26 protein-coding genes are annotated in these 23,172 nt (G+C 65.6%); 10 read left to right on the forward strand and 16 right to left on the reverse strand.

The genetic code is table 11. The features are described 5' to 3' along the window. Positions 1–5: 5 nt before the first annotated feature. The 7 genes from dapB to P9228_RS01600 form a co-directional block, all read right to left on the reverse strand. On the reverse strand, positions 6–827 hold the full coding sequence (gene dapB / locus P9228_RS01570; protein ID WP_278051989.1) for a 4-hydroxy-tetrahydrodipicolinate reductase: 822 nt from the start codon (positions 825–827) through the stop codon (positions 6–8). Beyond that, positions 824–2,683 carry an ABC transporter ATP-binding protein gene (locus P9228_RS01575; RefSeq protein WP_278051990.1) on the reverse strand — a complete coding sequence of 620 codons (1,860 nt, stop codon included), beginning with the start codon at positions 2,681–2,683 and terminating at the stop codon, positions 824–826. Before P9228_RS01575 ends, dapB begins: the two co-directional genes overlap by 4 nt. Positions 2,684–2,814: 131 nt before the next feature. Then, complete coding sequence (locus P9228_RS01580; protein WP_067003316.1) at positions 2,815–3,834, reverse strand: glucokinase; 1,020 nt, start codon at positions 3,832–3,834, stop codon at positions 2,815–2,817. A gap of 264 nt (positions 3,835–4,098) precedes the next feature. Next, positions 4,099–5,181, reverse strand: a complete 1,083-nt coding sequence (gene mepA, locus P9228_RS01585) for a penicillin-insensitive murein endopeptidase (RefSeq protein WP_067323472.1) — start codon at positions 5,179–5,181, stop codon at positions 4,099–4,101. A gap of 190 nt (positions 5,182–5,371) precedes the next feature. Next, entirely contained in the window at positions 5,372–6,277 is a 906-nt protein-coding gene (locus P9228_RS01590; protein WP_278051996.1) for an SDR family oxidoreductase, read from the reverse strand. 16 nt (positions 6,278–6,293) lie between these two features. Then, entirely contained in the window at positions 6,294–7,451 is a 1,158-nt protein-coding gene (queG, locus tag P9228_RS01595; protein ID WP_278051998.1) for a tRNA epoxyqueuosine(34) reductase QueG, read from the reverse strand. After that, on the reverse strand, positions 7,432–8,124 hold the full coding sequence (locus tag P9228_RS01600; protein ID WP_067003220.1) for a glutathione S-transferase family protein: 693 nt from the start codon (positions 8,122–8,124) through the stop codon (positions 7,432–7,434). The genes queG and P9228_RS01600 overlap by 20 nt, the downstream gene beginning before the upstream one ends. A gap of 160 nt (positions 8,125–8,284) precedes the next feature. Here P9228_RS01600 and P9228_RS01605 point away from each other — a divergent pair, with 160 nt between their 5' ends. After that, positions 8,285–9,091, forward strand: a complete 807-nt coding sequence (locus P9228_RS01605; RefSeq protein ID WP_095799534.1) for an undecaprenyl-diphosphate phosphatase — start codon at positions 8,285–8,287, stop codon at positions 9,089–9,091. A 34-nt stretch (positions 9,092–9,125) separates the two neighbouring features. Here P9228_RS01605 and P9228_RS01610 read toward each other — a convergent pair whose 3' ends face one another. Then, positions 9,126–9,503: a YraN family protein gene (locus tag P9228_RS01610; protein ID WP_278052003.1), complete on the reverse strand. Its 378-nt coding sequence runs from the start codon at positions 9,501–9,503 to the stop codon at positions 9,126–9,128. Beyond that, the gene (rsmI, locus tag P9228_RS01615; RefSeq protein WP_278052005.1) at positions 9,496–10,392 is read right to left on the reverse strand and encodes a 16S rRNA (cytidine(1402)-2'-O)-methyltransferase; all 897 of its coding nucleotides are present in this window, start codon (positions 10,390–10,392) and stop codon (positions 9,496–9,498) included. Before rsmI ends, P9228_RS01610 begins: the two co-directional genes overlap by 8 nt. A gap of 153 nt (positions 10,393–10,545) precedes the next feature. Here rsmI and P9228_RS01620 point away from each other — a divergent pair, with 153 nt between their 5' ends. Together P9228_RS01620 and P9228_RS01625 are read left to right on the forward strand one after the other, a co-directional pair. After that, positions 10,546–10,743 carry a hypothetical protein gene (locus P9228_RS01620; RefSeq protein WP_067003211.1) on the forward strand — a complete coding sequence of 66 codons (198 nt, stop codon included), beginning with the start codon at positions 10,546–10,548 and terminating at the stop codon, positions 10,741–10,743. A gap of 7 nt (positions 10,744–10,750) precedes the next feature. Then, on the forward strand, positions 10,751–10,939 hold the full coding sequence (locus P9228_RS01625) for a hypothetical protein (RefSeq protein WP_067003209.1): 189 nt from the start codon (positions 10,751–10,753) through the stop codon (positions 10,937–10,939). Positions 10,940–11,021: 82 nt separating this feature from the next. Here the strand turns inward: P9228_RS01625 and P9228_RS01630 are convergent, their stop codons facing one another. The 5 genes from P9228_RS01630 to rph all read right to left on the reverse strand — a co-directional run bounded on the left by P9228_RS01630 (position 11,022) and on the right by rph (position 14,404). Then, a complete protein-coding gene (locus tag P9228_RS01630; RefSeq protein WP_278052013.1) occupies positions 11,022–11,345 on the reverse strand; it encodes a low molecular weight protein tyrosine phosphatase family protein in 324 nt (107 codons plus the stop codon). Next, complete coding sequence (gene hemW, locus P9228_RS01635; RefSeq protein ID WP_278052015.1) at positions 11,342–12,520, reverse strand: radical SAM family heme chaperone HemW; 1,179 nt, start codon at positions 12,518–12,520, stop codon at positions 11,342–11,344. The genes P9228_RS01630 and hemW overlap by 4 nt, the downstream gene beginning before the upstream one ends. Further along, positions 12,517–13,194 carry an RdgB/HAM1 family non-canonical purine NTP pyrophosphatase gene (gene rdgB / locus P9228_RS01640; protein WP_067323458.1) on the reverse strand — a complete coding sequence of 226 codons (678 nt, stop codon included), beginning with the start codon at positions 13,192–13,194 and terminating at the stop codon, positions 12,517–12,519. Before rdgB ends, hemW begins: the two co-directional genes overlap by 4 nt. After that, entirely contained in the window at positions 13,195–13,605 is a 411-nt protein-coding gene (locus P9228_RS01645) for a VOC family protein (protein WP_095799529.1), read from the reverse strand. A gap of 82 nt (positions 13,606–13,687) precedes the next feature. Next, positions 13,688–14,404, reverse strand: a complete 717-nt coding sequence (gene rph / locus P9228_RS01650) for a ribonuclease PH (RefSeq protein WP_067003199.1) — start codon at positions 14,402–14,404, stop codon at positions 13,688–13,690. 164 nt (positions 14,405–14,568) lie between these two features. Between rph and hrcA the strand changes: the two genes are divergently transcribed. The 6 genes from hrcA to P9228_RS01680 all read left to right on the forward strand — a co-directional run bounded on the left by hrcA (position 14,569) and on the right by P9228_RS01680 (position 20,314). Beyond that, the gene (gene hrcA, locus P9228_RS01655; RefSeq protein WP_067003197.1) at positions 14,569–15,651 is read left to right on the forward strand and encodes a heat-inducible transcriptional repressor HrcA; all 1,083 of its coding nucleotides are present in this window, start codon (positions 14,569–14,571) and stop codon (positions 15,649–15,651) included. Positions 15,652–15,682: 31 nt separating this feature from the next. Then, positions 15,683–15,880 carry a hypothetical protein gene (locus tag P9228_RS01660; RefSeq protein ID WP_067003314.1) on the forward strand — a complete coding sequence of 66 codons (198 nt, stop codon included), beginning with the start codon at positions 15,683–15,685 and terminating at the stop codon, positions 15,878–15,880. Positions 15,881–15,990: 110 nt separating this feature from the next. After that, entirely contained in the window at positions 15,991–17,340 is a 1,350-nt protein-coding gene (locus tag P9228_RS01665) for a sorbosone dehydrogenase family protein (RefSeq protein ID WP_127215918.1), read from the forward strand. 112 nt (positions 17,341–17,452) lie between these two features. After that, positions 17,453–18,070: a LysE family translocator gene (locus P9228_RS01670; RefSeq protein ID WP_095799527.1), complete on the forward strand. Its 618-nt coding sequence runs from the start codon at positions 17,453–17,455 to the stop codon at positions 18,068–18,070. Positions 18,071–18,256: 186 nt separating this feature from the next. Continuing rightward, positions 18,257–19,237, forward strand: coding sequence for a cysteine synthase A (cysK, locus tag P9228_RS01675; protein ID WP_278052025.1), 981 nt, complete (start codon positions 18,257–18,259; stop codon positions 19,235–19,237). A gap of 447 nt (positions 19,238–19,684) precedes the next feature. Continuing rightward, positions 19,685–20,314, forward strand: a complete 630-nt coding sequence (locus P9228_RS01680) for a glutathione S-transferase family protein (protein WP_127241324.1) — start codon at positions 19,685–19,687, stop codon at positions 20,312–20,314. Between the two features lie 22 nt (positions 20,315–20,336). Here the strand turns inward: P9228_RS01680 and P9228_RS01685 are convergent, their stop codons facing one another. Both P9228_RS01685 and P9228_RS01690 read right to left on the reverse strand, forming a co-directional pair. Further along, the gene (locus P9228_RS01685; RefSeq protein WP_278052029.1) at positions 20,337–21,584 is read right to left on the reverse strand and encodes a DUF6596 domain-containing protein; all 1,248 of its coding nucleotides are present in this window, start codon (positions 21,582–21,584) and stop codon (positions 20,337–20,339) included. A gap of 4 nt (positions 21,585–21,588) precedes the next feature. Next, positions 21,589–21,951, reverse strand: coding sequence for a YciI family protein (locus P9228_RS01690; RefSeq protein WP_067003312.1), 363 nt, complete (start codon positions 21,949–21,951; stop codon positions 21,589–21,591). A 252-nt stretch (positions 21,952–22,203) separates the two neighbouring features. Here P9228_RS01690 and P9228_RS01695 point away from each other — a divergent pair, with 252 nt between their 5' ends. Next, complete coding sequence (locus P9228_RS01695; protein ID WP_067003186.1) at positions 22,204–23,163, forward strand: TAXI family TRAP transporter solute-binding subunit; 960 nt, start codon at positions 22,204–22,206, stop codon at positions 23,161–23,163. The last annotated feature ends 9 nt before the right edge of the window (positions 23,164–23,172 follow it).

Here is a 23,172-nt window from a genome sequence, read left to right on the forward strand (position 1 = left end):
CCGCCTCAGCCCAGGCCGAGCACGTCTCGCATGGAATAGAGGCCCGGCTTCTTGCCGCGGCCCCAGAGCGCCGCCTTGACCGCGCCGCGGGCAAAGATCGCCCGGTCCTCGGCCTGGTGGGCGAGCGTGATGCGCTCGCCGGTGCCGGCCAGGATCACGCTGTGCTCGCCGACCACCGAGCCGCCGCGCAAGGTGGCGAAGCCGATCGTGCCGGCCTTGCGCACGCCGGTATGGCCGTCGCGCACACGCACGCTGTTGTCCTTGAGCGCGATCTCTCGGCCTTTGGCCGCTGCTTCGCCGAGCAGCAGCGCTGTGCCGGACGGCGCGTCGACCTTGTGCCTGTGGTGCATCTCCAGGATCTCGATGTCGAAATCCTGCGCATCGAGCGCGCGCGCCGCCTGCTCCACCAGCACCGCCAAAAGATTGACGCCGAGGCTCATATTGCCGGATTTGACGATGGTCGCGTGGCGCGCCGCCGCCGCGATCTTCGCATCGTCACCGGCCGAACAGCCGGTCGTGCCGATGACATGGACGATCCGCGCCTGCGCCGCATAGCCGGCGAATTCGACGCTTGCGCCCGGGGCCGTGAAATCGAGCACGCCGTCGGCCTTGGCGAATGCCGGCAGCGGGTCGTCGGCGATCGGCACATTGATGCAGCCGATGCCGGCGAGCTCTCCGGCATCCTTGCCGAGGTGCGGCGAGTCCGGCCGCTCGACGGCACCGGCAACGCACGCGCCGGGAATGGAGTGGATGGCGCGGATCAGCGTCTGACCCATCCGGCCGGCGGCGCCCACCACCACCAAGCCCATATCGCCCGTTTCGCTCATGCGCTTCTCCCGACGGTCTTCTTCGCGCGCGTGCGCGGCAGAGGAGTTTGGGTTGTCTTGGCGTCATCGACAAGCCCCAGCCCCTTCTTGCCCTGCACCCGGTGGAAGCGGGCATAGACGCTGTGCGGGTCGGCCATCAGCGAGGCGTGTGTGCCTTCCTCAACCAGCCGTCCCTCTTCCAGCACGATGATGCGGTCGGCATTGACCACGGTCGACAGCCGATGCGCGATGACGATGGTGGTGCGGCCTTCCATGACATGGGTGAGCGCTTCCTGGACGCGCGCTTCGGCCTCGTTGTCGAGCGCCGACGTAGCCTCGTCGAGCAGCAGGATCGGCGCCTGGCGCACGATGGCACGGGCGATCGAGACGCGCTGGCGCTGACCGCCGGAAAGCGTCGAGCCGCCTTCGCCGACCGGCGTGTCGTAGCCTTGCGGCTGCTGGCGGATGAACTCGTCGGCGGCGGCCTGTTTCGCCGCCTGCTCGATCTCCGCGTCGGTGGCCGAGAGCCGGCCGTAGCGAATGTTGTCGCGGATCGTGCCTTCGAAGAGATACGGCGCCTGCGAGACATAGGCGATCGATTGGCGCAGCGACCGCTTCGTCACCTTCGAGATGTCCTGGCCGTCCACCTCGATGCTGCCCTCGTCGACGTCATAGAAGCGCTGCAAGAGCGCCACCAGCGTCGACTTGCCGGCGCCCGAAGCGCCGACGATCGCCGTCACCTTGCCGGCGGCGGCGGTAAAGCTCAGATCCCTCAGCACCGGCATGTCGGCGCTATAGCCGAACGTCACATTGTTGAAGGTCACTTCGCCGGAAATGATCTTCGCTTCGGCGGCGTCGGGCGCGTCGCTTTGTTTCGGCTCGAGGTCGAGCAATTCATAGATCATGCGCGCGTTGACCAGCGCGCGTTCCATCGCCACCTGCATGCGCGCCAGCCGCCGCGCCGGATCATAGGCCAAGATCAGCGCGGTGATGAAGGAAAAGACCGCGCCCGGCGGCTGACCGAGATACAATGCCCGATAGCCGGAATAAGCGATGACGGCGGTCACGGCGAGGCCGGCCAGCATGTCCGAAATCGGCGACAGCCGTTCCGAGACGCGGGCAATCTTGTTGCTGCGCTGTTCGGCCGTGTCGGCCATGATGCCGATGCGGCGCGCCAGCTCGTCCTCCAGGGTGAAGGCCTTGACGATGGCGATGCCTTGGGTGGCCTCCTGCACCGACCCGCTCAGCCGAGAATTGATCAGCACGGATTCCCGATTGATCTTGCGCACCCGGCGCGTGATGTAGACGACGGCCCAGATCAGCGGCGGCCCGATCAGCAGCGAGCTCAGCGACAACACCGGATCCTGGTAGACCATGAGGCCGACCAGGCCGACGAGCGTCACTGCGTCGCGAGTGATCGAAATCAATGTCAGCGACAGCAGGTCGCGGATGCCGCCGATATTCTCGTCCAGCTGCGCCGCCAGTCGACCCGAGCGCGTGTCATTGAAGAAATTGACGCCGAGCTTCATCAGTTGGTCGAAGCTGCGCTTCTGGTAGCGGGCGACCAGATTGTTGCCGATCGTGGCCAGCATCACCGCCTGGCCGTAGCCGGCGAAGCCGCGCACGAGGAAGGCGCCCATGAAGCCGGCGCAAATCCACCAGACGGCGTCGCTGCTCCGCTCGTAGAATATCTGATTGACCATCGGCGCCATGACCCAGGCCGAGAAGGCGGTCGCGCCGGAAACCAATAACGAGCAGACGATGACGATCGCATAGGACCAGCGATGGTCATAGCCGTTCTCGGCGATGATACGGCGCAGTACCGCCGTGACCTCGCCGGGCCGGGTCTTTAGCTTGTTTGGATTTTGAAATGTCAAATCGGCAGCGCTTCGTGGGTTCTCGTCAAAGGTCGCGGAGCATGTCGGCACCCTCTTAGCGCCCCGGCTACGGCTTGCCTATGGCGAAACTTCGTCGCGGTGGCCGATTGCCATCCCGAACCCGGGCGCGCTCATGCCCGCCAGTGCCGTCCGGCGGTCTGAACGCCGAACAGCGACGGGGTTCTGGCATAGGCGGCCAGCCCGAGAAGCGCGGCCAGCGGGTGGGTGATGACATAGACCGGCATCGTGCGCATCAGCGCGCTGTGCGGCGCCTTGTCCTCGAACGCGGCGCGGAAATTGCCGGCTTTCAATGCCGGCACGATTTTTTGCGCGATGCCGCCGGTCAGGAAAACGCCGCCGCGGCTCATGAACACCAGCGCGAGATCGCCCGCGGTGCGGCCGAGGCAGGTGACGAACAGTTCCAGCGCTTCCTGTGCCACCGGATCGGATTTGGCGAGCGCGGCCGCGGTAACTTCCGCCGGCGTCGTGAAAGGCGTCGGCTTTGCGTCGGCCCTGGCCACCGCGCGATAGACATTGACCAGTCCGCGGCCGCACAGGATCTGCTCGCCGGAGATGCGACCCTCGAGCTTTTCGATATGCGGAAACACTTCGAAGTCGCGCGGCGTGCGCGGGCCGATATCCATATGCCCGCCCTCGCCCGGCACCGGTATCCAGCGGCGCAGCGCGTAGATCAGCCCCGCGACGCCGAGCCCCGTCCCCGGGCCGAGCACGACCCGGCCGGCATTCGGCTCCGGCGTCCCGCCGCCGATCTTTTCCATATGCTCTTCGCCCAGCGCCACCACCGCCAGCGCCTGCGCCTCGAAATCGTTGAGCACGACGATCTCGCTCAAGCCCAGATTGGCAAACATCTGGTGCGGCTTGACCACCCAGGGGCAGTTGGTCAGTCGGATCTCGTCGCCGTCGACCGGCCCGGCCACCGCCAGCACCGCCGAATGCGGCTGGATCGACGAGCGGTCGAGCACCGCCGCCTGGATCGCCTCGTCGATGGTCTTGAAATTGGCCGTCTGGACGATTTGCGGCTCGGTCGCTTCCGAATTGGCGTCGAGCACGATCGAGAAACGCGCATTGGTGCCGCCGATATCACCGATCAGGACCGGAAACCGCAGCGCTGTATCGTCTTCGCCAACCATGCTTTTTGTCCCGTTCGTTCCCGCTCCGTCGCTGACTAGCGCATGGTCCTGCAAAGGGAAAGCGGCTTCGGTGCCTATCTCGAGCGTCGCCGCCGCCCCTCACCTGCCTGTCGGCATCCTCTCCCCGTCAGTGACGGGGAGAGGGGCACTGTCGCCAATGGTTTCGCCAATCGCCAGCTTCGCAAGAAGAAAGCCCGCATTGCGGCAGCCAGGCGGATGTGGGGCGCCGCCGGCCTCGACCATCTGGACGCCGTGGCGCGGCCCTCAGTTCCCCGGCCTTGGCCGGGGCACTGGGATGCCGATTTTGGGCGTCGGCGCAAAGGAGCTCGCCGCCGCCGGCAGCGTCGCCGCATCGCTGGAGATCGTCTCCGCCGGCTCGGTCGCTTTCGATTTGGCCGCCGCCACAGCTGCCGCGCCGTCGCCCTGATAGGTGACCGCTTCCAGAGAAGGCGCGTCCGGCGCTGCAAGCACCGCCTGGCACTCCTTCGGCAAATTGGCCATGGTCATCAGGTCGCGCGCTTTCGGCGCATCCGGGTTCTTGTTGGGCCGCCACGGCTCCTCGGTGAACCACCAGGCAAGCGGTTTGCCGCAGCCGTCATCGGCCGGCGTCGCCTCCTGCGCCTTGCAGCCGGGCGAGCCCGCCTGGCAGCCGATACGCATGTGGAAATGATAGTCATGGCCCCAGAACGGCCGGATCTTGCGCAGCCAGGAGCGATCGCCGGTGACCGTGTCGCAAAGTTTCTTCTTGATGCCCGGATTGACCAGGATGCGCTCGACCTCAGGGTAGCTCGCCGCACGCTTCAAAAGCCGCGTATGGGACGGCGTCCACAGCGCGTCCTTCACCAGATGCGTCTTCTCGTCGACCATCAGCGTCGCGCTCATGCTCTCGCGCTGCGCCATGGTCAGCGGCCGCCGCGGCATCGGCGTCAGCCAGATGTCGGCATCGAGGCCGATCTGGTGCGAGGCATGGCCGGTCGTCATCGGGCCGCCGCGCGGCTGCGAGACATCGCCGACCAGCAGCCCCGGCCAGCCATCCGCCTGGGCGTCTCGAGCGAGCTTCTCGATCAGCGCAATCATCGCCGGATGGCCCCAGCGGCGGTTTCGCGAGGGGCGCATCACCTCCCAGCTCGGCCCGTCCACCGGCAAGGCGACGCCGCCGGTGAAGCAGCCTCTTGAGTAAAAGCCGAACGATTGCGCGTGCGCCACCGCCGGCAGCTTCTTGGCGCCGAACAGGTCTTTTGCGCGCGGTTCGGCCGAGATCGCGGCCGCCGCCAGCCCGGCTAAGGTCACCAGGGCAAGCGCGGCGGTCAGGAACGGCTTCCTGTCGGGCAGCGGTCGCAACGTCATCAGGTCGGGTCCCCTCTCCAGTGGCGCGACGCAATCTCAGGCGGCATGCTAAAACATGTCTCCCGAAAGTGGGACCCGGTTTCGGGATAAAGACATGCATAAAATCAAAACTGGAGCGCATGGAGCGAATCCGAAAGATTCGTGACGCAGTTCAGGCGCGAATCATATCACGCCATGCACGTCGCTTCGCTCACGAGCGTTTCATCGGACTGCGCGGCTGTCCGTCTCGCCAGTTGCCGTCGGCCCACATCCGCTCCAGCGCCACCCGGTAATTCGGCAAACGAAAGCTGTAGCCGGCCGCTTTGATCGCGGCGTTGGCGACGCGCTTGTTCTCGCCGTAGAAGGACCGCGCCATGGGCGAAAGTTGCGCCGTCTCGAAGGGGATTTCCGGCGGCGCCTCCACGCCCATCAGCCGGGCGGCGTAGGCGACGACATCCTGCGGCGGCGCCGGCTCGTCGTCGGTGACATTGAAGATGCCGCCGCGGTTCCTATCGGCCAGGTGCCACAGGGCGCCGGCGATGTCGTCGCAATGGATGCGGTTGAAGACCTGGCCGGGCTTGACCAGCCGCCTCGCGGTGCCGTCCTCGAGATTGGCCAGCGCGTTGCGGCCCGGGCCGTAAATGCCGGAAAGCCGCAGGATCGCTACCGGCTTTCCGATTTCCCGCCCAAGAGCCAGCCATTCCTGTTCGGCCGCCACCCGCATTACCGAGCGCTTCGAAACCGGCCTGCACTCGGCGCTCTCGTCCACCCAGGCGCCGCCATGGTCGCCGTAGACGCCGACAGTGGAAAGATAGCCGATCCATTTGAGCGCCGGCATCTTGGCCCGGATCGCCTCGCCTGCCGCGTTGAGCACCGGATCGCCCGCTTCGTCCGGAGCGACCGAGACGATGAGATGTGTTGTGTGCCGAAGCGCATCGCTGATTTCCGCCGTCAACGAACCGTCGAAGCTTAACGGATTGATGCCTGCCTGCCGCAACACCTCGAACTTTTCCGGCGATCGCGTCGTCCCAAGGATCGGCGCGCCATCTTCATTGGCTCTCGCAAAAGCCTTGCCGGAATAACCGGCGCCGAAAATGAAGAAGCGTCTCTCGCCCATCAATTAAATCCGTTCCTCAATGGTCCTTTGCGGGAACCGGCAGCGCTGACAGCCATTCCTCGCGCACCGTTGCATCGCCTTCGGCCTGCAAGGCCGATGCGGCGAACTCCGCAAAATCGCGCCGCGGCATCAGTCGCGATAGCGCCCATACTGCCGCACCCCGCACCAGCGGCGAGCCGTCGTCGATTAGGCCGCGCGCGACCGGCGTCAGCGAAGCATCGCCCGAATTGCCGGCGGCGATCAGCGCGTTGCGGATGAAACGGTCGCGGCCGATGCGCTTGATTGGCGAGCCCGAGAAAAAGGAGCGGAACGTCGCGTCGTCGAGCAACAGCAGCTCCGACAGCCGCGGCTCGCGCAGATCTTCGCGAGCGGCAAGCTTGGCCTCGGCGGCGACGCTGGCGAATTTGTTCCACGGACACACGGCGAGGCAGTCGTCGCAACCATAGACGCGGTTGCCGATCGCCTCGCGAAATTCGCGCGGGATCGGCCCCTTGTTCTCGATGGTGAGGTAGGAGATGCAACGCCGCGCATCGAGCCGGTAGGGCGTCGGGAAGGCATCGGTCGGGCAGATGTCGAGGCAGGCGCGGCAGGAGCCGCAATGGTCGATCTCGGCTTTGTCCGGCTCAAGCTCGGCCGTGGTGAAGATAGTGCCGAGGAACAGCCATGAGCCATGCTCGCGGCTCACCAGGTTGGTGTGCTTGCCCTGCCAGCCCAGCCCCGCGGCTTCGGCAAGCGGCTTTTCCATCACCGGCGCCGTGTCGACGAAGACCTTCACGTCGCCGCCGGCCCGCGCGACGATCTTGCCCGCGATTTCCTTCAGCCGACCTTTCATCACGTCGTGATAGTCGCGATTTTGCGCGTAGACCGAGATCGCACCGCGATCGTGTTTGTCGAGGACATCGCGCGGATCCCGGTCCGGACCGTAGTTCATGGCGAGCACTATGATCGAACGCACTTCCGGCCACAGCGTCGAAGGCTCGGCACGCCGCCCGATCGTCTCGGCGATCCAGTCCATCGAGCCGTGAAATCCCTCGGCGACAAACTCGGCCAGGCGCGCGGGAGCCAGCGGGATCGCGTCCGGCCGGGTGACGGCAACGGCGTCGAAGCCGGCGCGGCGCGCCTCCGCGTCGATCAGCGCGCGCAGCTTCGTCGTGTCAGAAATCGAGGTCCGCATAATGCGATACCGGCGACAGGCCGCGCACGCGATCGGTGAGCAGCGGCCGGAACGACGGCCGTGATTTCACGCGAGTATACCATTCGCGCGCCGCCGCGTGCTCGCGCCAGTCGATCTCGCCGAGATAGTCGAGCACGGAAAGCGTCGCGGCCGCGGCGAGGTCGGCATAGGTCACCTTGTTGCCGGCCAGCCAATGACGCGTGCCCGCCAGCCAGTTGGTGTATTTCATGTGCTGGCGGATGTTGGCGCGCGCGGCGCGGATTGCGCCCGAATCGGGTGAGCCGCCGCCCGCCGTCTCCGGCATCACCGGCTTCAGCACCCGCTCGCGCACCAGATGGCGGGTGACCTCGCTTTCGGCCTTGCTGAGATACCAGTCGGTCAGTCGCCGGATTTCGGCGCGCTGCATCGGGTCCTCGGCAAACAGCCGCCTGTCGCGCTTCAGCACCCCGCGTGTCTCGTCAAGATATTCGGCAATGACCATGGCGCCGACGATTGGCACATCGCCTTCGGCCAGCAGGATCGGCAGCGTGCCGGCCGGATTGAGCGCCAGAAACTCCTTGCGCCGGGTCCAGGGTTTCTCCTCGATCAAGGCCAGCTCCTCGCCATACTCGCCAAAGGCGAGGCGGACGAACCGGCAGGTGGCGAACATCGGGTGGTGAAAAAGCGTCAGCATGGTTCCGCGATGATAGGGCGCACTGGCAAATTGGTGTGAGCGCCGGTAAGTCTTGGCGGCCCGATTCCAGGGACTGTCATGTGTTGCGACCTATAGGGGCACTTCCGCGCCATGACAAGCAAGCCCTTCCCCTTAGCCGTCACTCGAAGCAGAGGTTGCCATGGAAAGCCAGACCATCGTCGAAGCGCTGCTGCTTGGTCTGATCGAGGGCCTGACCGAATTCATCCCGGTCTCGTCGACCGGCCACATCCTGCTCGCCGGCCATTTCCTCGGCTTCCATTCGACCGGCAAGGCCTTCGAGATCCTGATCCAGCTCGGCGCGATTCTTGCGATCTTGAGCGTCTATTTCCGCCGCCTCTGGAAGATGCTGCTCGAACTGCCGCATGACCGGCTGACAAGGCATTTCGCCATCGGCATCCTCATCGCCTTCCTGCCGGCGGCGGTCATCGGCGCGTTGGCGCATGACTTCATCAAGACCTTCCTGTTCGAATCGCCGCGCCTGATCTGCATCATGCTGGTCATCGGCGGCGTGGTGCTGCTCGCCGTCGACCGCATGAACCTGAAGCCCGTCTACCGCGACGTCGAGCGCTTTCCGACCAGGCTTTACCTGCAGATCGGCCTGTTCCAGTGCCTGTCGCTGATACCCGGCACCTCGCGCTCCGGCTCGACCATCGTCGGCGCGCTGCTCTTGGGCGTCGACAAGCGCGCGGCGGCGGAGTTTTCCTTCTTCCTCGCCATGCCGACCATGGTCGGGGCCTTCGCCTTCGATCTGTTCAAGAACCGCAACGTGCTGACCTCGGCCGACCTGCCGATCATTGCCGTCGGCTTCATCGCCGCCTTCGTCACCGCGCTCTTCGTGGTGCGCTTCCTGCTCGATTACGTCTCGCGCAGGGGCTATTCACTGTTCGGCTGGTGGCGGCTGGTGGTTGGCGGGCTCGGACTGGTGGCGCTGATGATCTGGGGGTGAGCTTACCCTCCCATGAGTTGGGAGGGTGAGCCCCTCAATTCCGCCCATAAAACGCATTCTCGACATGCACCGGCCAGCGCCAGGGCAGCACCGCCACCATGTCGAAGCGTACCGACAGCCGGCCATAGTCCGGCTGTCGCGACAGCCAGAGGTCGGCGGCACCCTCGATGCGCCGTTCCGAGGCGTGGGCGATCGCTTCCATCGCATCCATCAGCGTCCGCCGCGCCTTGACCTCGACGAACAGTACAAGGTCGCCGCGCCTGGCGATCAGGTCGATCTCGCCGAGCTTTGTGCGATGGCGGCGCGCAACGATGCGATAGCCCTTCAGCATCAGCGCCAGCGCCGCCAGCCATTCGCCGCGATGGCCGCGCCGATAGGCTTTTCGCCGATGCCCGACGGTGCGCTCAGCCACCGCCGTCCGCCTTCAGCTCGATTAGCCGGCGATAGAGCGCCTGTTTCTGGCCGCCGGTCATCTTCGCCGCTTCCGCCGCCGCCTTGGAGGCCGGCATTTCGGCGGCTAAAGACAACAGCAGCCGGTCGATGTCGGCCGGCTGGTCCTCGGCCGCCTCCGGCGGGCCGACGCAGACCACGATTTCGCCCTTGGGCGTCTCGGCCGCCGCGTAGTGATCGGCAAGCTCTCCGAGCGTCCCCGTTCGCATCTCCTCAAACGCCTTGGTCAACTCGCGGCCGATCGCCGCTTTGCGCGCTCCGCCAAGCACTTGCACCATCGCAGCAAGCGTCTCGGCCAGCCGGCGCGGCGATTCATAGAAGATGAGCGTCGCCGGTACCTGCCTGAAGCTTTCGAGCTTGGTGAGCCTCTGGCCCGCCTTGGCCGGCAAGAAGCCGGCGAACAGAAAGGCGTCGGAAGGCAGGCCGGAAGCGGTCAGCGCGGCAAGCGCCGCCGACGGTCCGGGCACCGGAATAACGCGGATGCCGCGCTCCAGCGCCTCGCCGACCAGCCGGTAGCCGGGATCGGAAACGAGCGGCGTGCCGGCATCCGAGATCAGCGCCACGCTTTGTCCGGCAGCGAGCGACTCGATCAGCTTCGGCCCGGCCTCGGCCGCATTGTGCTCGTGATAGGCCGTGGTGCGCCGGCGAATGCCGTAGCGTTCGAGCAGCACGCGCGAGACGCGGGTGTCCTCGCAGGCAACGATGTCGGCGCCGGCCAGCGTCTCCAGCGCACGCAGCGTGACATCGGCGAGATTGCCAATCGGCGTCGCCACCAGATAGAGCGCCGGCTCCAGCGGCCGCGCCGCAATTTCGGTCTGCCCGATTACATAGCTGCGTTTGTCGCCGGTCAATTGAGGCCCTCCCCACGCGCCACTGTTTGCCACGGCTGATCTGCGGTTGCAAAACGTGATGGCGATGCAAGGGAATCGCCATGCCTTTGCCACGATGCGGAACCAAACCGCGTAAGGCGGATTTTACCCCTGATTCCCGAGGAGGAGGACAGGATGGACAGCCTGATCATTCAAGACGCTTTCACGCCCTATTATTCGGGCTGCAAGCGCTTTGCCGGATCGGAGAAGGTTGCCGGTTCGGAGGATCGGGAACCCTCCGCCAGGACAAAGGACAAGGAAGCGATGAAGCCGCTTCCAAGCCCCGCGGTTCAAGACGCCTCGACCGAAACCGAAAGCACGACGGAGCACTGACCGGACGATGCCCAATCGCTTCGACATTTTCATCACACGACTCGAAAGCAAGACCGCCCGCGAGGGCATTCCTTCCCATCCGATCGCCGCCCAGCACGGGAACCGCCGCGACAAGACTGACCTGAAGCAGGGCCGTTCCGGCGACGCGCATGCGGAAAAGGATCGCGGGAAGCAGCGTCAGAAGCACGACGCCTAGAGCAGCTGCGACCCTTCGCGATCTCTCGCCTCATCCCAGGCGGAGCGAGGAGCGAAGCGCCATGCTTGGCGCCTGACGCCATTCAGCCCAGATAGTTAGTGACCTTCGCCTCGAGCAGCCGCACCAGTTCCGGATCCATGAACGCATAGTTGTCCGGGATGTCGAGGCAGATCACCCGTGCCCGCATCAGGCTTGACCGGAACTTCTTCTGCAGCTTGACACGATGCGCCTTCTCCATGACGAAGATGATCTCGGCCCACGCGACCAGTTCATGCGTCAGCGGGTTGTCCGCGTCGTGATTGGTGCCGGCCGATTCGACCTCGAGGTCGCGGCGCCTGGAAAACACCTGCTCGGCGGTGGGGCTGCGCAGGCGGCTCTGGCTGCAGACGAAGAGAACCTTTTTCACCGCGCGAGGTCTGCCACCACCGCATCGAGCACGATCATGCCGGCGGTCGTGGCGCGGAGGCGGGCGTTGCCGACCGGCGCCACCAGCCCCTCTTCCTGCAGCACCGACAATCGGTCGCTCGCCAGACTACGCCCGGCAAGCGTCTCGTAGCGCTGGAGGTCGATGCCTTCGGCCAGCCGCAGCCCCATCAATAGGAACTCGTCGGCTTCTTCGGCGCGCGTCAGCACCTCGCCGCCGTTGACGCCATGGCCCCTGGCTTCGACCAGGTTGGCCCAGGTCTCAGGCATCTTTTCCGCGACCGTCACGGTACGGCGGCCGTTCTCGACGAAGCGGCCATGCGCGCCGGGTCCGACGCCGACATATTCGCCGTAGCGCCAATAAGTCAGGTTGTGCCGGCTTTCCGCGCCCGGCCGCGCGTGGTTGGAGATTTCGTAGGCCGGAAGCCCGTGCGCCGCGGTCACCTCCTGCGTCAGCGCGTAGAGGTCGGCGGCATGGTCGTTGTCGGGCAGGACGAATTTTCGCGCTGAGTGGAGTGCATGGAACGGCGTGCCCTCCTCGATCGTGAGCTGATAGAGCGACAGGTGGTCGGCGGCGTGCCCGATCGCTTCCTCAAGCTCTAAAGCCCAAGCCTCCGGCGTCTGGCCGGGCCGCGCATAGATCAGGTCGAAGGAGAGCCGCGGAAAGATTTCCCGCGCCAGCCCGATGGCCTGCAGCGCCTCCTCGACATTGTGCAGCCGGCCGAGGAAGCGCAGGTCCTTGTCGTTCAGCGCCTGCACGCCGAGCGAGACACGGTTGACGCCGGCCGCCCGATAACCGCGGAAGCGCTCCGCCTCGACCGAGGACGGGTTCGCCTCCAGCGTCACCTCGATCCCGGCAGGCACCGTCCAGTTCTTCGCTACGGCTTCCAGAACCGCTGACACAGTTTCCGGCTTCATCAGCGACGGCGTGCCGCCGCCGAGGAAGACGCTGGTCACCTCGCGCGGCCCGGTGCGGGCGCGCATCGTCTTGAGCTCCGTCTCGAAGGCCCGCGCAAAACGCTCCTGGTCGACCGGCTGGTGGCGAACGTGGCTGTTGAAGTCGCAGTAAGGGCATTTGGCCGCGCAGAACGGCCAATGGATATAGACGCCGAAGCCGGGGCTGCGGTCGAGCGGCATGGTCTGGCCTGTTCCGATCATTTTGACCTGAGCCGCGCCAGATCCAGCCGCGCCAAATCCAAGCGGGCCTGGGCAAACTTCTGGAAGGCGCGGGCGCGGTGCGACAGGGCTGTTGCCTGGCCGGGCTTCCAGCCATGCTTTTGCTCGGCGCTCATCTCGCCAAAAGTCTTGGCGAAGCCGTTGGGCAGGAACACCGGATCGTAGCCGAAGCCGAGCGTGCCGCGCGGCGGCCAGACCAGCGTGCCTTCGGCCTCGCCGCGGTAATATTCGGCCTCGCCATCGGGAAAGGCGAGGCAGATGACGGCGACGAAACGGCCGGTGCGCTGCGCCGGCTCGGTCGCGCCGACCTCCTGCAGCGCCACTTCGGTGCGCTGCATGGCCATGCCGAAATCGCGTGTGCCGTCCGCCGTCTCGGCCCAGTTGGCGGTGTAGACGCCGGGCGCCCCGTCGAGCGCGTCGACGCAGAGCCCCGAATCGTCCGACAGCGCCGGCAGGCCGGTGGCCTTGGCGGCGGCATAGGCCTTGATATAGGCATTCTCCTCGAAGGTCGTGCCGGTCTCGTCCGGTTCCGGCAGGCCGTAATCCTTGGCCGACTTCGCCTCGAAGCCGAACGGGGCCATCAAGTCGGCGAATTCGCGCAGCTTGCCTTCATTGTGGCTGGCGACGACGATCTTTTGTCCGTTCAAAGAATGCATTCAGAGACCCCAGATCCTTGGTTCGGCGAACTCGATCGAATTGCCCGAAGGGTCGCGGATATAGATCGAATGTCCGCCCTGCGGCCACTCGAAATCGCTTTCGATGGCGATGTTCTTGGCCGCCAAATGCTTGCGCCATTGGGCGATCTCGGCCGCAGTCGCGGTGAAGCAAAGATGCCCTTCGCCGACCGTGCCGTGCGGCGGCACCTTCAGCCTGGCGTCGGGCGCCGGCGGAATTTTCGTCGCCTCGGCATTGAAGATGAGCAGCACGCCGTTGCCGCAGCGGAAGAAGACGTGGCGACCTTCGACCTTGCCCAGCGGATCCAGGCCGAGGATGTCGCGGTAGAAGGCTTCGGCAGCGGTTAGATCTGTGACGTAGAGCGCTGATTCCAGAATCGCGGAGGGAGTCACGAAGCACCCCCCTCTGCCCTGTCGGGCAGATGGCCGGCAGGCCAGAAGGGGATGCGAAGGATCGTCGACCTCATCGGTGACCCTACGCCACCGCCATCTGCTGCAGGCTCACCAGCCGCGAAATACCCTTCTTGGCCAGCCCCATCAGCGCCGAAAACTGCTCTTCGGAGAAGGGCTCGCCTTCCGCAGTACCCTGGATCTCGACGATGCCGCCCTTGCCGGTCATGACGAAATTGGCGTCGGTGCCGGCCGAGGAATCCTCGAGATAATCGAGATCGATGACCGGCTGTCCGTCATGGATGCCGCAGGAGATCGCCGCGACATGGTCCTTGAGAACCTTGGAAACGCTGGCCATCTGGCGCGCTTCCATCCAGCGCAGGCAATCGTATAGCGCCACCCAGCCGCCGGTGATCGAGGCGGTGCGGGTGCCGCCGTCGGCCTGGATAACGTCGCAGTCGACGGTGATCTGCTGTTCGCCTAGCGCCTGCAGGTCGACAACGGCGCGCAACGAACGACCGATCAGCCGCTGGATCTCCAGCGTGCGGCCGCCCTGCTTGCCGGCGGAAGCCTCGCGGCGCATCCGCTCGCCCGTCGAGCGCGGCAGCATGCCGTATTCGGCCGTAACCCAGCCCTTGCCGGAATTGCGCATCCAGGCCGGCACCTTTTCCTCCAGGCTCGCCGTGCACAGCACATGCGTGTCGCCGAACTTCACCAGGCACGAGCCTTCGGCATGCTTGGAGACGCCGCGCTCGAAGGAGATGGCGCGCATTTCGTCGGGCTGGCGTTTGGAGGGGCGCATTCGGCCTTCTTTCCTATGGTTTTGGATTCGTCGGCGGCTTGTAGACGCATGCGGCGGATGGCGCAAAGGAAAAGGGCGCCAAGGAAACGGCGCAAGCGAAAATGGCCCGGGTTGCGCCAGGGAGGCTTAAGTCTATATCTTTCAATAGGAGGTTTTTCGCTGGAATGAACAAGGCAGTCGATCCCGCATCGCAGCCGCCCGTGCTTCAGTCGCTCGACATGCGCTCGCGCGACATCTTCCGGCGGATCGTCGATTCCTATCTGCGCGACGGCGAGCCGGTCGGCTCGCGCAGCCTGTCGCGCATCCTGCCGTCGTCGCTGTCACCGGCCACCATCCGCAACGTGATGAGCGACCTCGAGCATCTGGGGCTGATCTACGCGCCGCACATCTCGGCCGGCCGCCTGCCGACCCAGACCGGCCTGCGCTTCTTCGTCGATGCCTTCATGGAGCTCGGCGATCTGTCGGACGACGAGCGTCGCGTCATCGAGGCGCAGGTGCGTGCCTCGGGCTCGGGCGCCACGCTGGAGCATATGCTGACCGAGGCCAGCCAGATGCTCTCCGGAATGTCGCGCGGCGCCGGCCTGGTGCTCGCCGCCAAGAACGAGGTGGCTCTGAAGCACATCGAGTTCATCCAGTTGGAACCCACCAAGGCGCTCGCCGTCCTGGTGTCGCAGAGCGGCGATGTCGAGAACCGCGTTGTCGACCTGCCGGCCGGTATCACCGTCTCGCAGCTGCACGAGGCCTCGAACTTCCTCAACGCCCATATCCGCGGCCGCACGCTGGCCGAGGCCCGGGTCGAGATCGCGCGCATCAAAGACGAGACCAGGGCGGCTCTCGACACGCTGTCGCAGGAGCTGGTCGAGAAGGGCCTCGCGGTCTGGGCCGGCGCCGAAAGCGGCCTGCCGGCGCGCCTCATCGTGCGCGGCCGCGCCAATCTTCTGGAAAACGTCACCGCCCAGGCCGATCTCGAATTGCTGCGCCATCTGTTCGAGGATCTGGAAACGCAGGACGGACTGCTGCAGCTCCTCGACCTCGCCGAGGAAGGTCCGGGCGTGCGCATCTTCATCGGCTCGGAGAACAAGTTGTTTTCGCTGTCCGGTTCGTCGCTCGTGGTCGCGCCCTATCGCGACAAGGATGCCCGCGTCGTCGGCGCGCTCGGCGTCATCGGCCCGACGCGATTGAACTATGCCCGCATCGTCCCGATGGTCGACTATACGGCCCAGTTGATTTCGCGCATGCTGAGATAGGCGAGCGGGAAACGTCGCAAGGAGGGTGGAAATGGCGCTGGAATCGTTCAAGGCCCAGATCAGCCTGCTGCTCGAGGAGATGGTGAACCAACCGGAAGACGATCACGAGATCCAGGAGCTACTGCGCGAGAAGCTCAGGGAAATGCGCGCCATGGGCCTGCCGCTGCCGGCCGATCTGGTCGCGCTGGAAAAGCAGCTCGACGACGATCTGGATATCGAAGAGAGCTGAACTGCCGGCGCTTTCCGTCAAAATCCGCATGCCCGGCTTCTCTTTTGGAAAGCCTGCCCGATATTCGCTGTCTGGTTGCTGATGCACGTTGGCGAATAACGGAGAACAGCATGATACGGATTGCCGGCCTTGCCGCCCTCGCTTTGTTCCTGGCCTCCGGCGCCGTCGCGCAGCAGGCCGATCAGCCCTTGCTCACCGGCAAAAAGGCCTTCGGTGACTGGAGGGCCGACCGGCCCGGCGTGCGGCGCCTCATCAGGCCCGACGATCTCCCGAAGCCGAATGTCGCCGAATCCGCCTCGAACGGCGGCGGTGTCACCGATCGCCCCGAGGATGCCACGCCAGCCCTTCCACCCGGCTTTTCGGCCGAACTGGTGGCTTCGGGCATCAGCAGCCCGCGTGTCGTGCGCACGGCGCCGAACGGCGATCTCTTCGTCGCCGACAGCAGGGCGAGCCAGGTCCGCGTCTATCGACTGGCCGAAGGCAGCGCCAAGCCCGCCGAGAAGTCGGTCTTTGCCAAAGGCCTGACCCGGCCCTACGGCATCGCCTTCTATCCGCCGGGCGACAAGCCGCAATGGGTCTATGTCGCCAACAGCAACAGCGTCGTCCGCTTTGCCTATCGCGACGGCGACCTCAAAGCTTCCGGCGAGCCCGAAACGATCGTCTCGGACATCCCGTCGAGCCATCACTGGACGCGCGACATCGCTTTTTCGCCCGACGGCAAAACGCTCTATCTCTCGGTCGGCTCGGGCTCGAATACCGCGGAGGGCATGGGAGCGAGGCCGAAGGGCGGCGTCGAAGAATGGGCGAGATCGGCACCGCTCGGCGCTACCTGGGGCGCGGAGGAAGGCCGAGCGGATGTGCTCGCTTTCGATCCTGACGGCAAGAACCGCAGGATGGTCGCCACCGGCCTGCGCAACTGCTCGGGCATGACGGTGCAGCCGGCTACGGGCGCGCTCTGGTGCGTCGTCAACGAACGCGACGAGCTAGGCGACAACGTGCCTTTCGAATATGCGACCGCCGTCAAGGAGGGAGCCTTCTATGGCTGGCCCTGGTACTATATCGGCGACAACGAGGATCCGCGCCACAAAGGCGCGCGGCCCGATCTCGCCGGCAAGGTCACGGTGCCGGACGTGCTGATCCAGGCACATTCGGCGCCGCTCAACATCGCCTTTTACGAGGGCGGCAACTTCCCGGCCGACTACAAGGGCGACGCCTTCGTCACCCTGCACGGCTCGTGGAACCGCAATGTCCGCACCGGCTACAAGGTGGTGCGGCTGAAGTTCAAGGACGGCAAGCCGACCGGCGAATATGAGGATTTCGCCACCGGCTTCGTCATTGCCGACGATGCGGTCTGGGGCCGGCCGGTCGGTGTCGCGGTGGCGAACGATGGTTCGCTGATCCTGACCGAGGACGGCAACGGCACGATATGGCGCGTCACCTACGGCGACGGCCGGTCCTGAAGCGGCGCTGGTGCAACCGAATCCGGCCGCAAGGCAATTAACGCCGCCCCGGCACCGTGGTAAGAGGCTGCCGCTCTGGATCCCGATCCCGGGATAGCGCTGGGTTCAAACCATGACACTGACAGGATTTCTCGCCTACAGCGCCGCCCTCGGCGTCGCCGCCGCCATTCCGGGTCCCGGCGTGACGGCGCTTGTTGCCCGCGCGCTCGGCTCCGGCTTCCGTTCGTCGCTCGCTATGTCGTTCGGTCTCATGCTCGGCGACATTACCTACCTCACCGCCGTCGTGCTCGGCCTCGCCTTCGTCGCCCAGACCTTCGGCATGGTGTTTCTCGCCATCAAATGGGCGGGCGTCGCTTATCTCGCCTTCCTTGCCTGGCGCTTCTGGACGAGCGGCATCTCGCCCGAAACGGTCGAGGCGCGGAAGAGCAAGAGCGGCCTGGCGTCGAGCTTCATCGCCGGGCTGACGGTGACGCTCGGCAACCCGAAGACGATGATCTTCTATCTCGCCATCACGCCGACCATCGTCGACCTGAAAACGATCACGCCGGCCGACTACGGCATCCTTGTCGCGCTTACCGTTGTCGTCCTGTTCGTGGTGCTGGTCCCCTATCTGGCGCTGGCTGCGAAGGCGCGCTGGTTCCTGAGATCGCCGCGCGCGCTCAAGGTGCTGAACCGCACCGCCGCCGGCTTCATGATGGGAGCGGCAGCCGCCATTGCGGCCCGTCAATAGGCTGCATTCTCAACCGGCCCCCATTTCGGGGAAAGCATCCCCAAAACGGGCGATCCGGAAAATGCATTTCCGGCGCGGGGAGGTTTCAGCAGCCGCCCCACTCGGATATTTTCGGCGAGCAGCCTATCTTGCGCGGCTGAAAGCCTTATTCTGTTTGCCTATGCCTTTGCCTTGGGAGCGAAACCAATGAACAAGCCCGTCACCTCCGCGCGCGTCCCCGGCCGCGGCCGCATCTTCAACTCGATCACCGAGACGATTGGGGACACGCCACTGGTGCGGCTGGATAAGTTCGCCAAGGAGAAGGGCATCGTCGCCAACGTGCTGGCCAAGCTCGAATTCTTCAACCCGATCGCCTCGGTCAAGGACCGCATCGGTGTCTCGATGATCGAGGCGCTGGAGGAGGGCGGCAAGATCGCGCCGGGCAAGACCACGCTGATCGAGCCGACCTCCGGCAACACCGGCATCGCGCTGGCCTTCGCCGCCGCCGCCAAGGGTTACAAGCTGATCCTCACCATGCCGGAGACAATGTCGGTCGAACGTCGCAAGATGCTGGCGCTGCTCGGTGCCGAATTGGTGCTCACCGAAGGCCCGAAAGGCATGAAGGGCGCCATCGCCAAGGCCGACGAGCTTGCCGCGACGCTGCCCAACGCCATCATCCCGCAGCAGTTCGAGAACCCGGCCAATCCGGAAATCCACCGCCGCACCACGGCGGAGGAGGTCTGGAACGACACCAATGGCGAGGTCGACATCTTCGTGGCCGGCATCGGCACCGGCGGCACCATCACCGGCGTCGGCCAGGTGCTGAAGAAGCGCAAGCCTTCGCTGCATGTGGTGGCAGTCGAGCCGGAAGCCTCGCCGGTGCTCTCCGGCGGCCAGCCCGGCCCGCACAAGATTCAAGGCATCGGCGCCGGCTTCGCGCCCAAGATCCTCGACACGACGATCTATGATGAGATCGTCAGGGTCTCGAACGAGGATTCGGTCGCCAATGCGCGCCTCGTCGCCCGCCTCGAAGGCGTGCCGGTCGGCATATCGTCGGGTGCCGCGCTGCAGGCGGCGATCGTCGTCGGCTCGCGGCCGGAAAACAAGGACAAGAACCTCGTCGTCGTCATTCCGTCCTTCGCCGAGCGCTATCTCTCGACGATCCTGTTCGACGGGCTGGGGGCCTAGGCGCTCATCCCTCGAGGAATGGCTTCAGCCCCTCACGGTCGTAGTCCCAGGGCGAAGCAGGAGCGAAACTCCGTCGCGTCGATCCTGGGATCCACGCCGTGACCGTGGCCAGGAAATGCCACGGTCCAGAATGGATACCACCTGTCTTATCCGAGATTAACGGAGCCGCTGCTCCTCCGCAGAAAGACCCGCAAAGCTTGTGACGTGGGGACGTCACGGGATTGATCCTCGGGTCTGCGCGCGTCGCGCAGCTCGTTGCTCGCACGTGGATGACCAAGTCGGGAACGCCACAGCCAATCTCAAGAGCTTGCAGACAAGCGGCACTCCCGGGATGATGCAAGCTGGATCGCTCAAAAAGCGTCTGTGGCAAGCGGAGCCCGGCTTGAGGAAGGCGCCGCTTCCGGTTCAAATCGCCGCCGGCCTCGAATCGGCCGGCGGGAGGATTTTATGTACAAGCTTTACACGCGTCCCGGCAGCGGCGGCTTCGTCGTCGAGGCGGCCTTGGCTATGGCCGGCGCGCCTTTCCGGCAGATCGACGTGCCGAAGAAGGATCCGCCCGATCCGGCTTTCCTCGCCATCAGCCCGTTGAACCAGGTGCCGGCGCTGACATTGCCCGACGGCCGGTCGATGACGGAATCGGCGGCGATCTGCATCCTGCTCGCCGAGCGTCATCCAGAAGCGCATCTGGCGCCGCAAGCGGGCTCGCCGGCGCGCGCCGATTTCCTGCGCTGGATGGCCTTCATGTCGTCGGCGCTCTATCCCGCGATCCTGAGGCTCTATTACCCCCACCGCTACACGGCCGACGCCGATAGCGTGCAGGTGGTCAAGGAGGCGGCTATCGCGGAAATGGATCGCGGCTTTGCCATTCTCGATAGCGCGCTCGCCGGCCGTGAGTGGCTGGCCGGTGAGGAACTTTCGCTGGTCGACATCTATCTCGTGATGCTGGTGGCCTGGCATCCCGACACCAAGAGCGCTCGCGTGGCCTGGCCGAACATCGAACGGCTGTGGGGCAAGTTGCGCCAGCATGCGATCATGCGGAAACTGAACCTTTCTCATGAGATGTGGCCGCAGGACTAGTTGCTGGAACCGCCGTCTCGCCTCAGTTGCGGACCAGCTTCCCCCGCTCGGCCTGCAGGAAATGGCGCAAGGCCGGATCGCGCTCGAGGCCGATCGCCCGCCCATAAGCCTCGGCGGCCTCGGCCGTCCTGCCGAGCCTGGCTAAGAGCTCGGCCCGCGCCGCCCAATAAGGCTGGTAGTCGCCAACCCGCTTGTCGCCGCCGATCTCGTCGAGCGCGGCAAGACCCTCGGCTGCGCCCTCGGCTTCGGCGATCGCGACAGCGCGGTTGATCGCCACCACCGGCGAACCGGCAATCGCCATCAGCGCGTCGTAAAGCTGGCGGATCGCGGCCCAGTCGGTGCGGCCGCTCCGCCGCCTTGCCGTGTGCGCCGACTGGACCGCAGCCTCCAATTGGTAGCGGCCGATGGTTCCCCTGATCGCGGCGCGCCTGAGCAGCGCTTCCGCCTCGTCGATCAGCTTGTCGTCCCAAAGCGCCACGTCGTGCTCAGCCAGCGGCACGAAGTCGCCGTCGGGACTGCGCCGCGCCGTGCGCCGCGCTTCGGCGAAAAGCATCAGCGCCAGGAGCCCGAGCGTTTCCGGCTCGTCCGGGATCAGCGACGCGACCAGCCGGCCGAGCCAGATGCCTTCCGTGGCCAGGTTGCGCCGGCGCGTCTCGGTGCCGGCCGGATCCGACCAGCCCTCGGCGAAGGTGGCGTAAATCGCTTCCAGCACCGCCTCGAGCCGCTCGCCGAGCTCGGCCCGCTCCGGTACCCGGAAGGGGATGGCGGCCTCGCGGATGCGGCTCTTGGCGCGCACCAGGCGCTGGCCCATCGTCGTCGGCGAGACCAGAAAGGCCGAGGCGATGGTTGCGGCGTCGAAGCCAAGCACGGTCTGCAGGATCAGCGGCGCGCGTACGCTGGCCTCGATCGCCGGATGTGCGCAGGCAAACATCAGCCTCAGCCGCTCGTCGGGCAAATCCTCGTGCGTCATGCGCGCCTCCGCCTCTTCGGCAATCAGCTGCAGGTGGCCGCGGGCCGCCTCGCCGGTCAGCCGCCGCCGCACGGCGTCGACGTCGCGGCGGCGCGCCACCGCCAGCAGCCAGGCCTCCGGCTTTTCGGGCACGCCGCTCTTCGGCCAGCGCTCCAGTGCGGCGGCGAACGCGTCGGCCAGCGCGTCCTCGGCGCCGGCAACGTCGCGCATGCGAGCAGCGAGATAGGCAACCAGCTTGCCGTAGCTCTGCCGGGCGGCCGCCTCGGCCGCCGCCCGCGCCGTCTCCGGGCGCTTGTCCATATTGCTAGGACCGGTAGTCGGTCATTTCCCAGATCGGCCGCACCTCGACCGTGCCGGTGCTGGCTGCCGGGCAGCGCGCGCCCCATTCCATAGCGGTGTCGATGTCGGTCGCTTCGATCATGTAGAAGCCGGCAAGCTGTTCCTTTGTGTCGGCATAGGGACCGTCGAGCACATTGGTCTTGCCGTCGGCGAGCCGTATCGAAGTGGCCGCCTGGGTCGGACGCAGCCTTTCGCCGGCGAGGTACGCGCCGGACTTCTTCAAGGCTTCGGTATAGGCACCGTAGGCGGCAAGCGTCTGTTCGGTCTTGTCGCGCGGCGCATTCGCCATTGCCGCTTCGTCATTGTAGATCAAAAGCATGTATCGCATGGTCTTCTCCGTTTTCTCGAAGGCCGCGTCGTCGCGGGCCGACCTATGTCGTGCGGCCACGGCCGATTTCGACAGGCGCCGCGAAAATCTTTCGCCTCCAAAGCAATCGAGCGCAAGCCGGCGCTTTCGCCACCCCTCGATCGTTCGTCTAATGGCTGCAATTGCGGGTTGGCATTTGGCGTCTCCTGTCTAAACTCCCAGCTTCGCGCCGGCAGAGGCGGCGCGGCGCGACCATCAGGAGGAGGAAACAAAATGCTCGATTTCAGGACGAAATTTGTTGCCGCCGGCGCTTTGGCATTGTCGCTCGGCCTCGGCGCCATGTCGGCCGGGGCACAGGAATTCATCACCGTGCTGACCGGCGGCACGTCGGGCGTCTACTATCCCCTCGGCGTCGCGCTGTCGGAAATCTACGGCAAGGGCATCGAAGGCGCCCGCACCCAGGTGCAGGCAACCAAGGCATCGGTCGAGAACCTCAACCTGCTGCAGCAGGGCAAGGGCGAGATTGCCTTCGCGCTCGGCGATTCCGTCAAGCTCGCCGCCGAAGGCAACACCGAAGCCGGCTTCCCCGGCAAGCTCGACAAGCTGCGCGGCATAGCCGCCATCTATCCGAACTATATTCAGATCGTCGCCAGCAAGGAGTCCGGCATCAAGACCCTCGCCGACCTCAAGGGCAAGAGCCTGTCGGTCGGCGCGCCCGCCTCCGGCACCGAGCTCAACGCCCGCGCCATCTTCGCTGCCGCCGGGCTGAAGTATGAGGATCTTGGACGGGTCGAGTACCTGCCATTCGCAGAGTCGGTCGAGTTGATCAAGAACCGGCAGCTCGACGCCACGCTGCAATCGGCGGGCCTGGGCGTCGCCTCGATCCGCGATCTCGCAACTTCGGTGCCGATCAACGTCGTCGCCGTGCCGGCCGAGGACGTCGCCAAGATCGGCTCGCCCTATCTTTCGGTGATCATTCCCAAGGGCACCTATGAGGGCCAGACCGAGGATGTCGCCACCGCCGCGGTCGGCAATTTCCTTGTCACCCGGGCCGATGTTTCCGACGAGACCGCCTATCAGATGACCAAGCTGATGTTCGAGCATCTCGACCAGCTCGCCGCCGCCCATGCCGCCGCCAAGGCGATCGATCCGGCCAAGGCGCTGGACGGCATGCCGGTGCCGCTGCATCCCGGCGCGGAGAAATATTACAAGGAAAAAGGGCTGATCAAGTAAGCGAGGATG

This window comes from Mesorhizobium sp. WSM4898, assembly GCF_029625845.1.
In the GTDB taxonomy this organism is placed as follows: Bacteria; Pseudomonadota; Alphaproteobacteria; order Rhizobiales; family Rhizobiaceae; genus Mesorhizobium.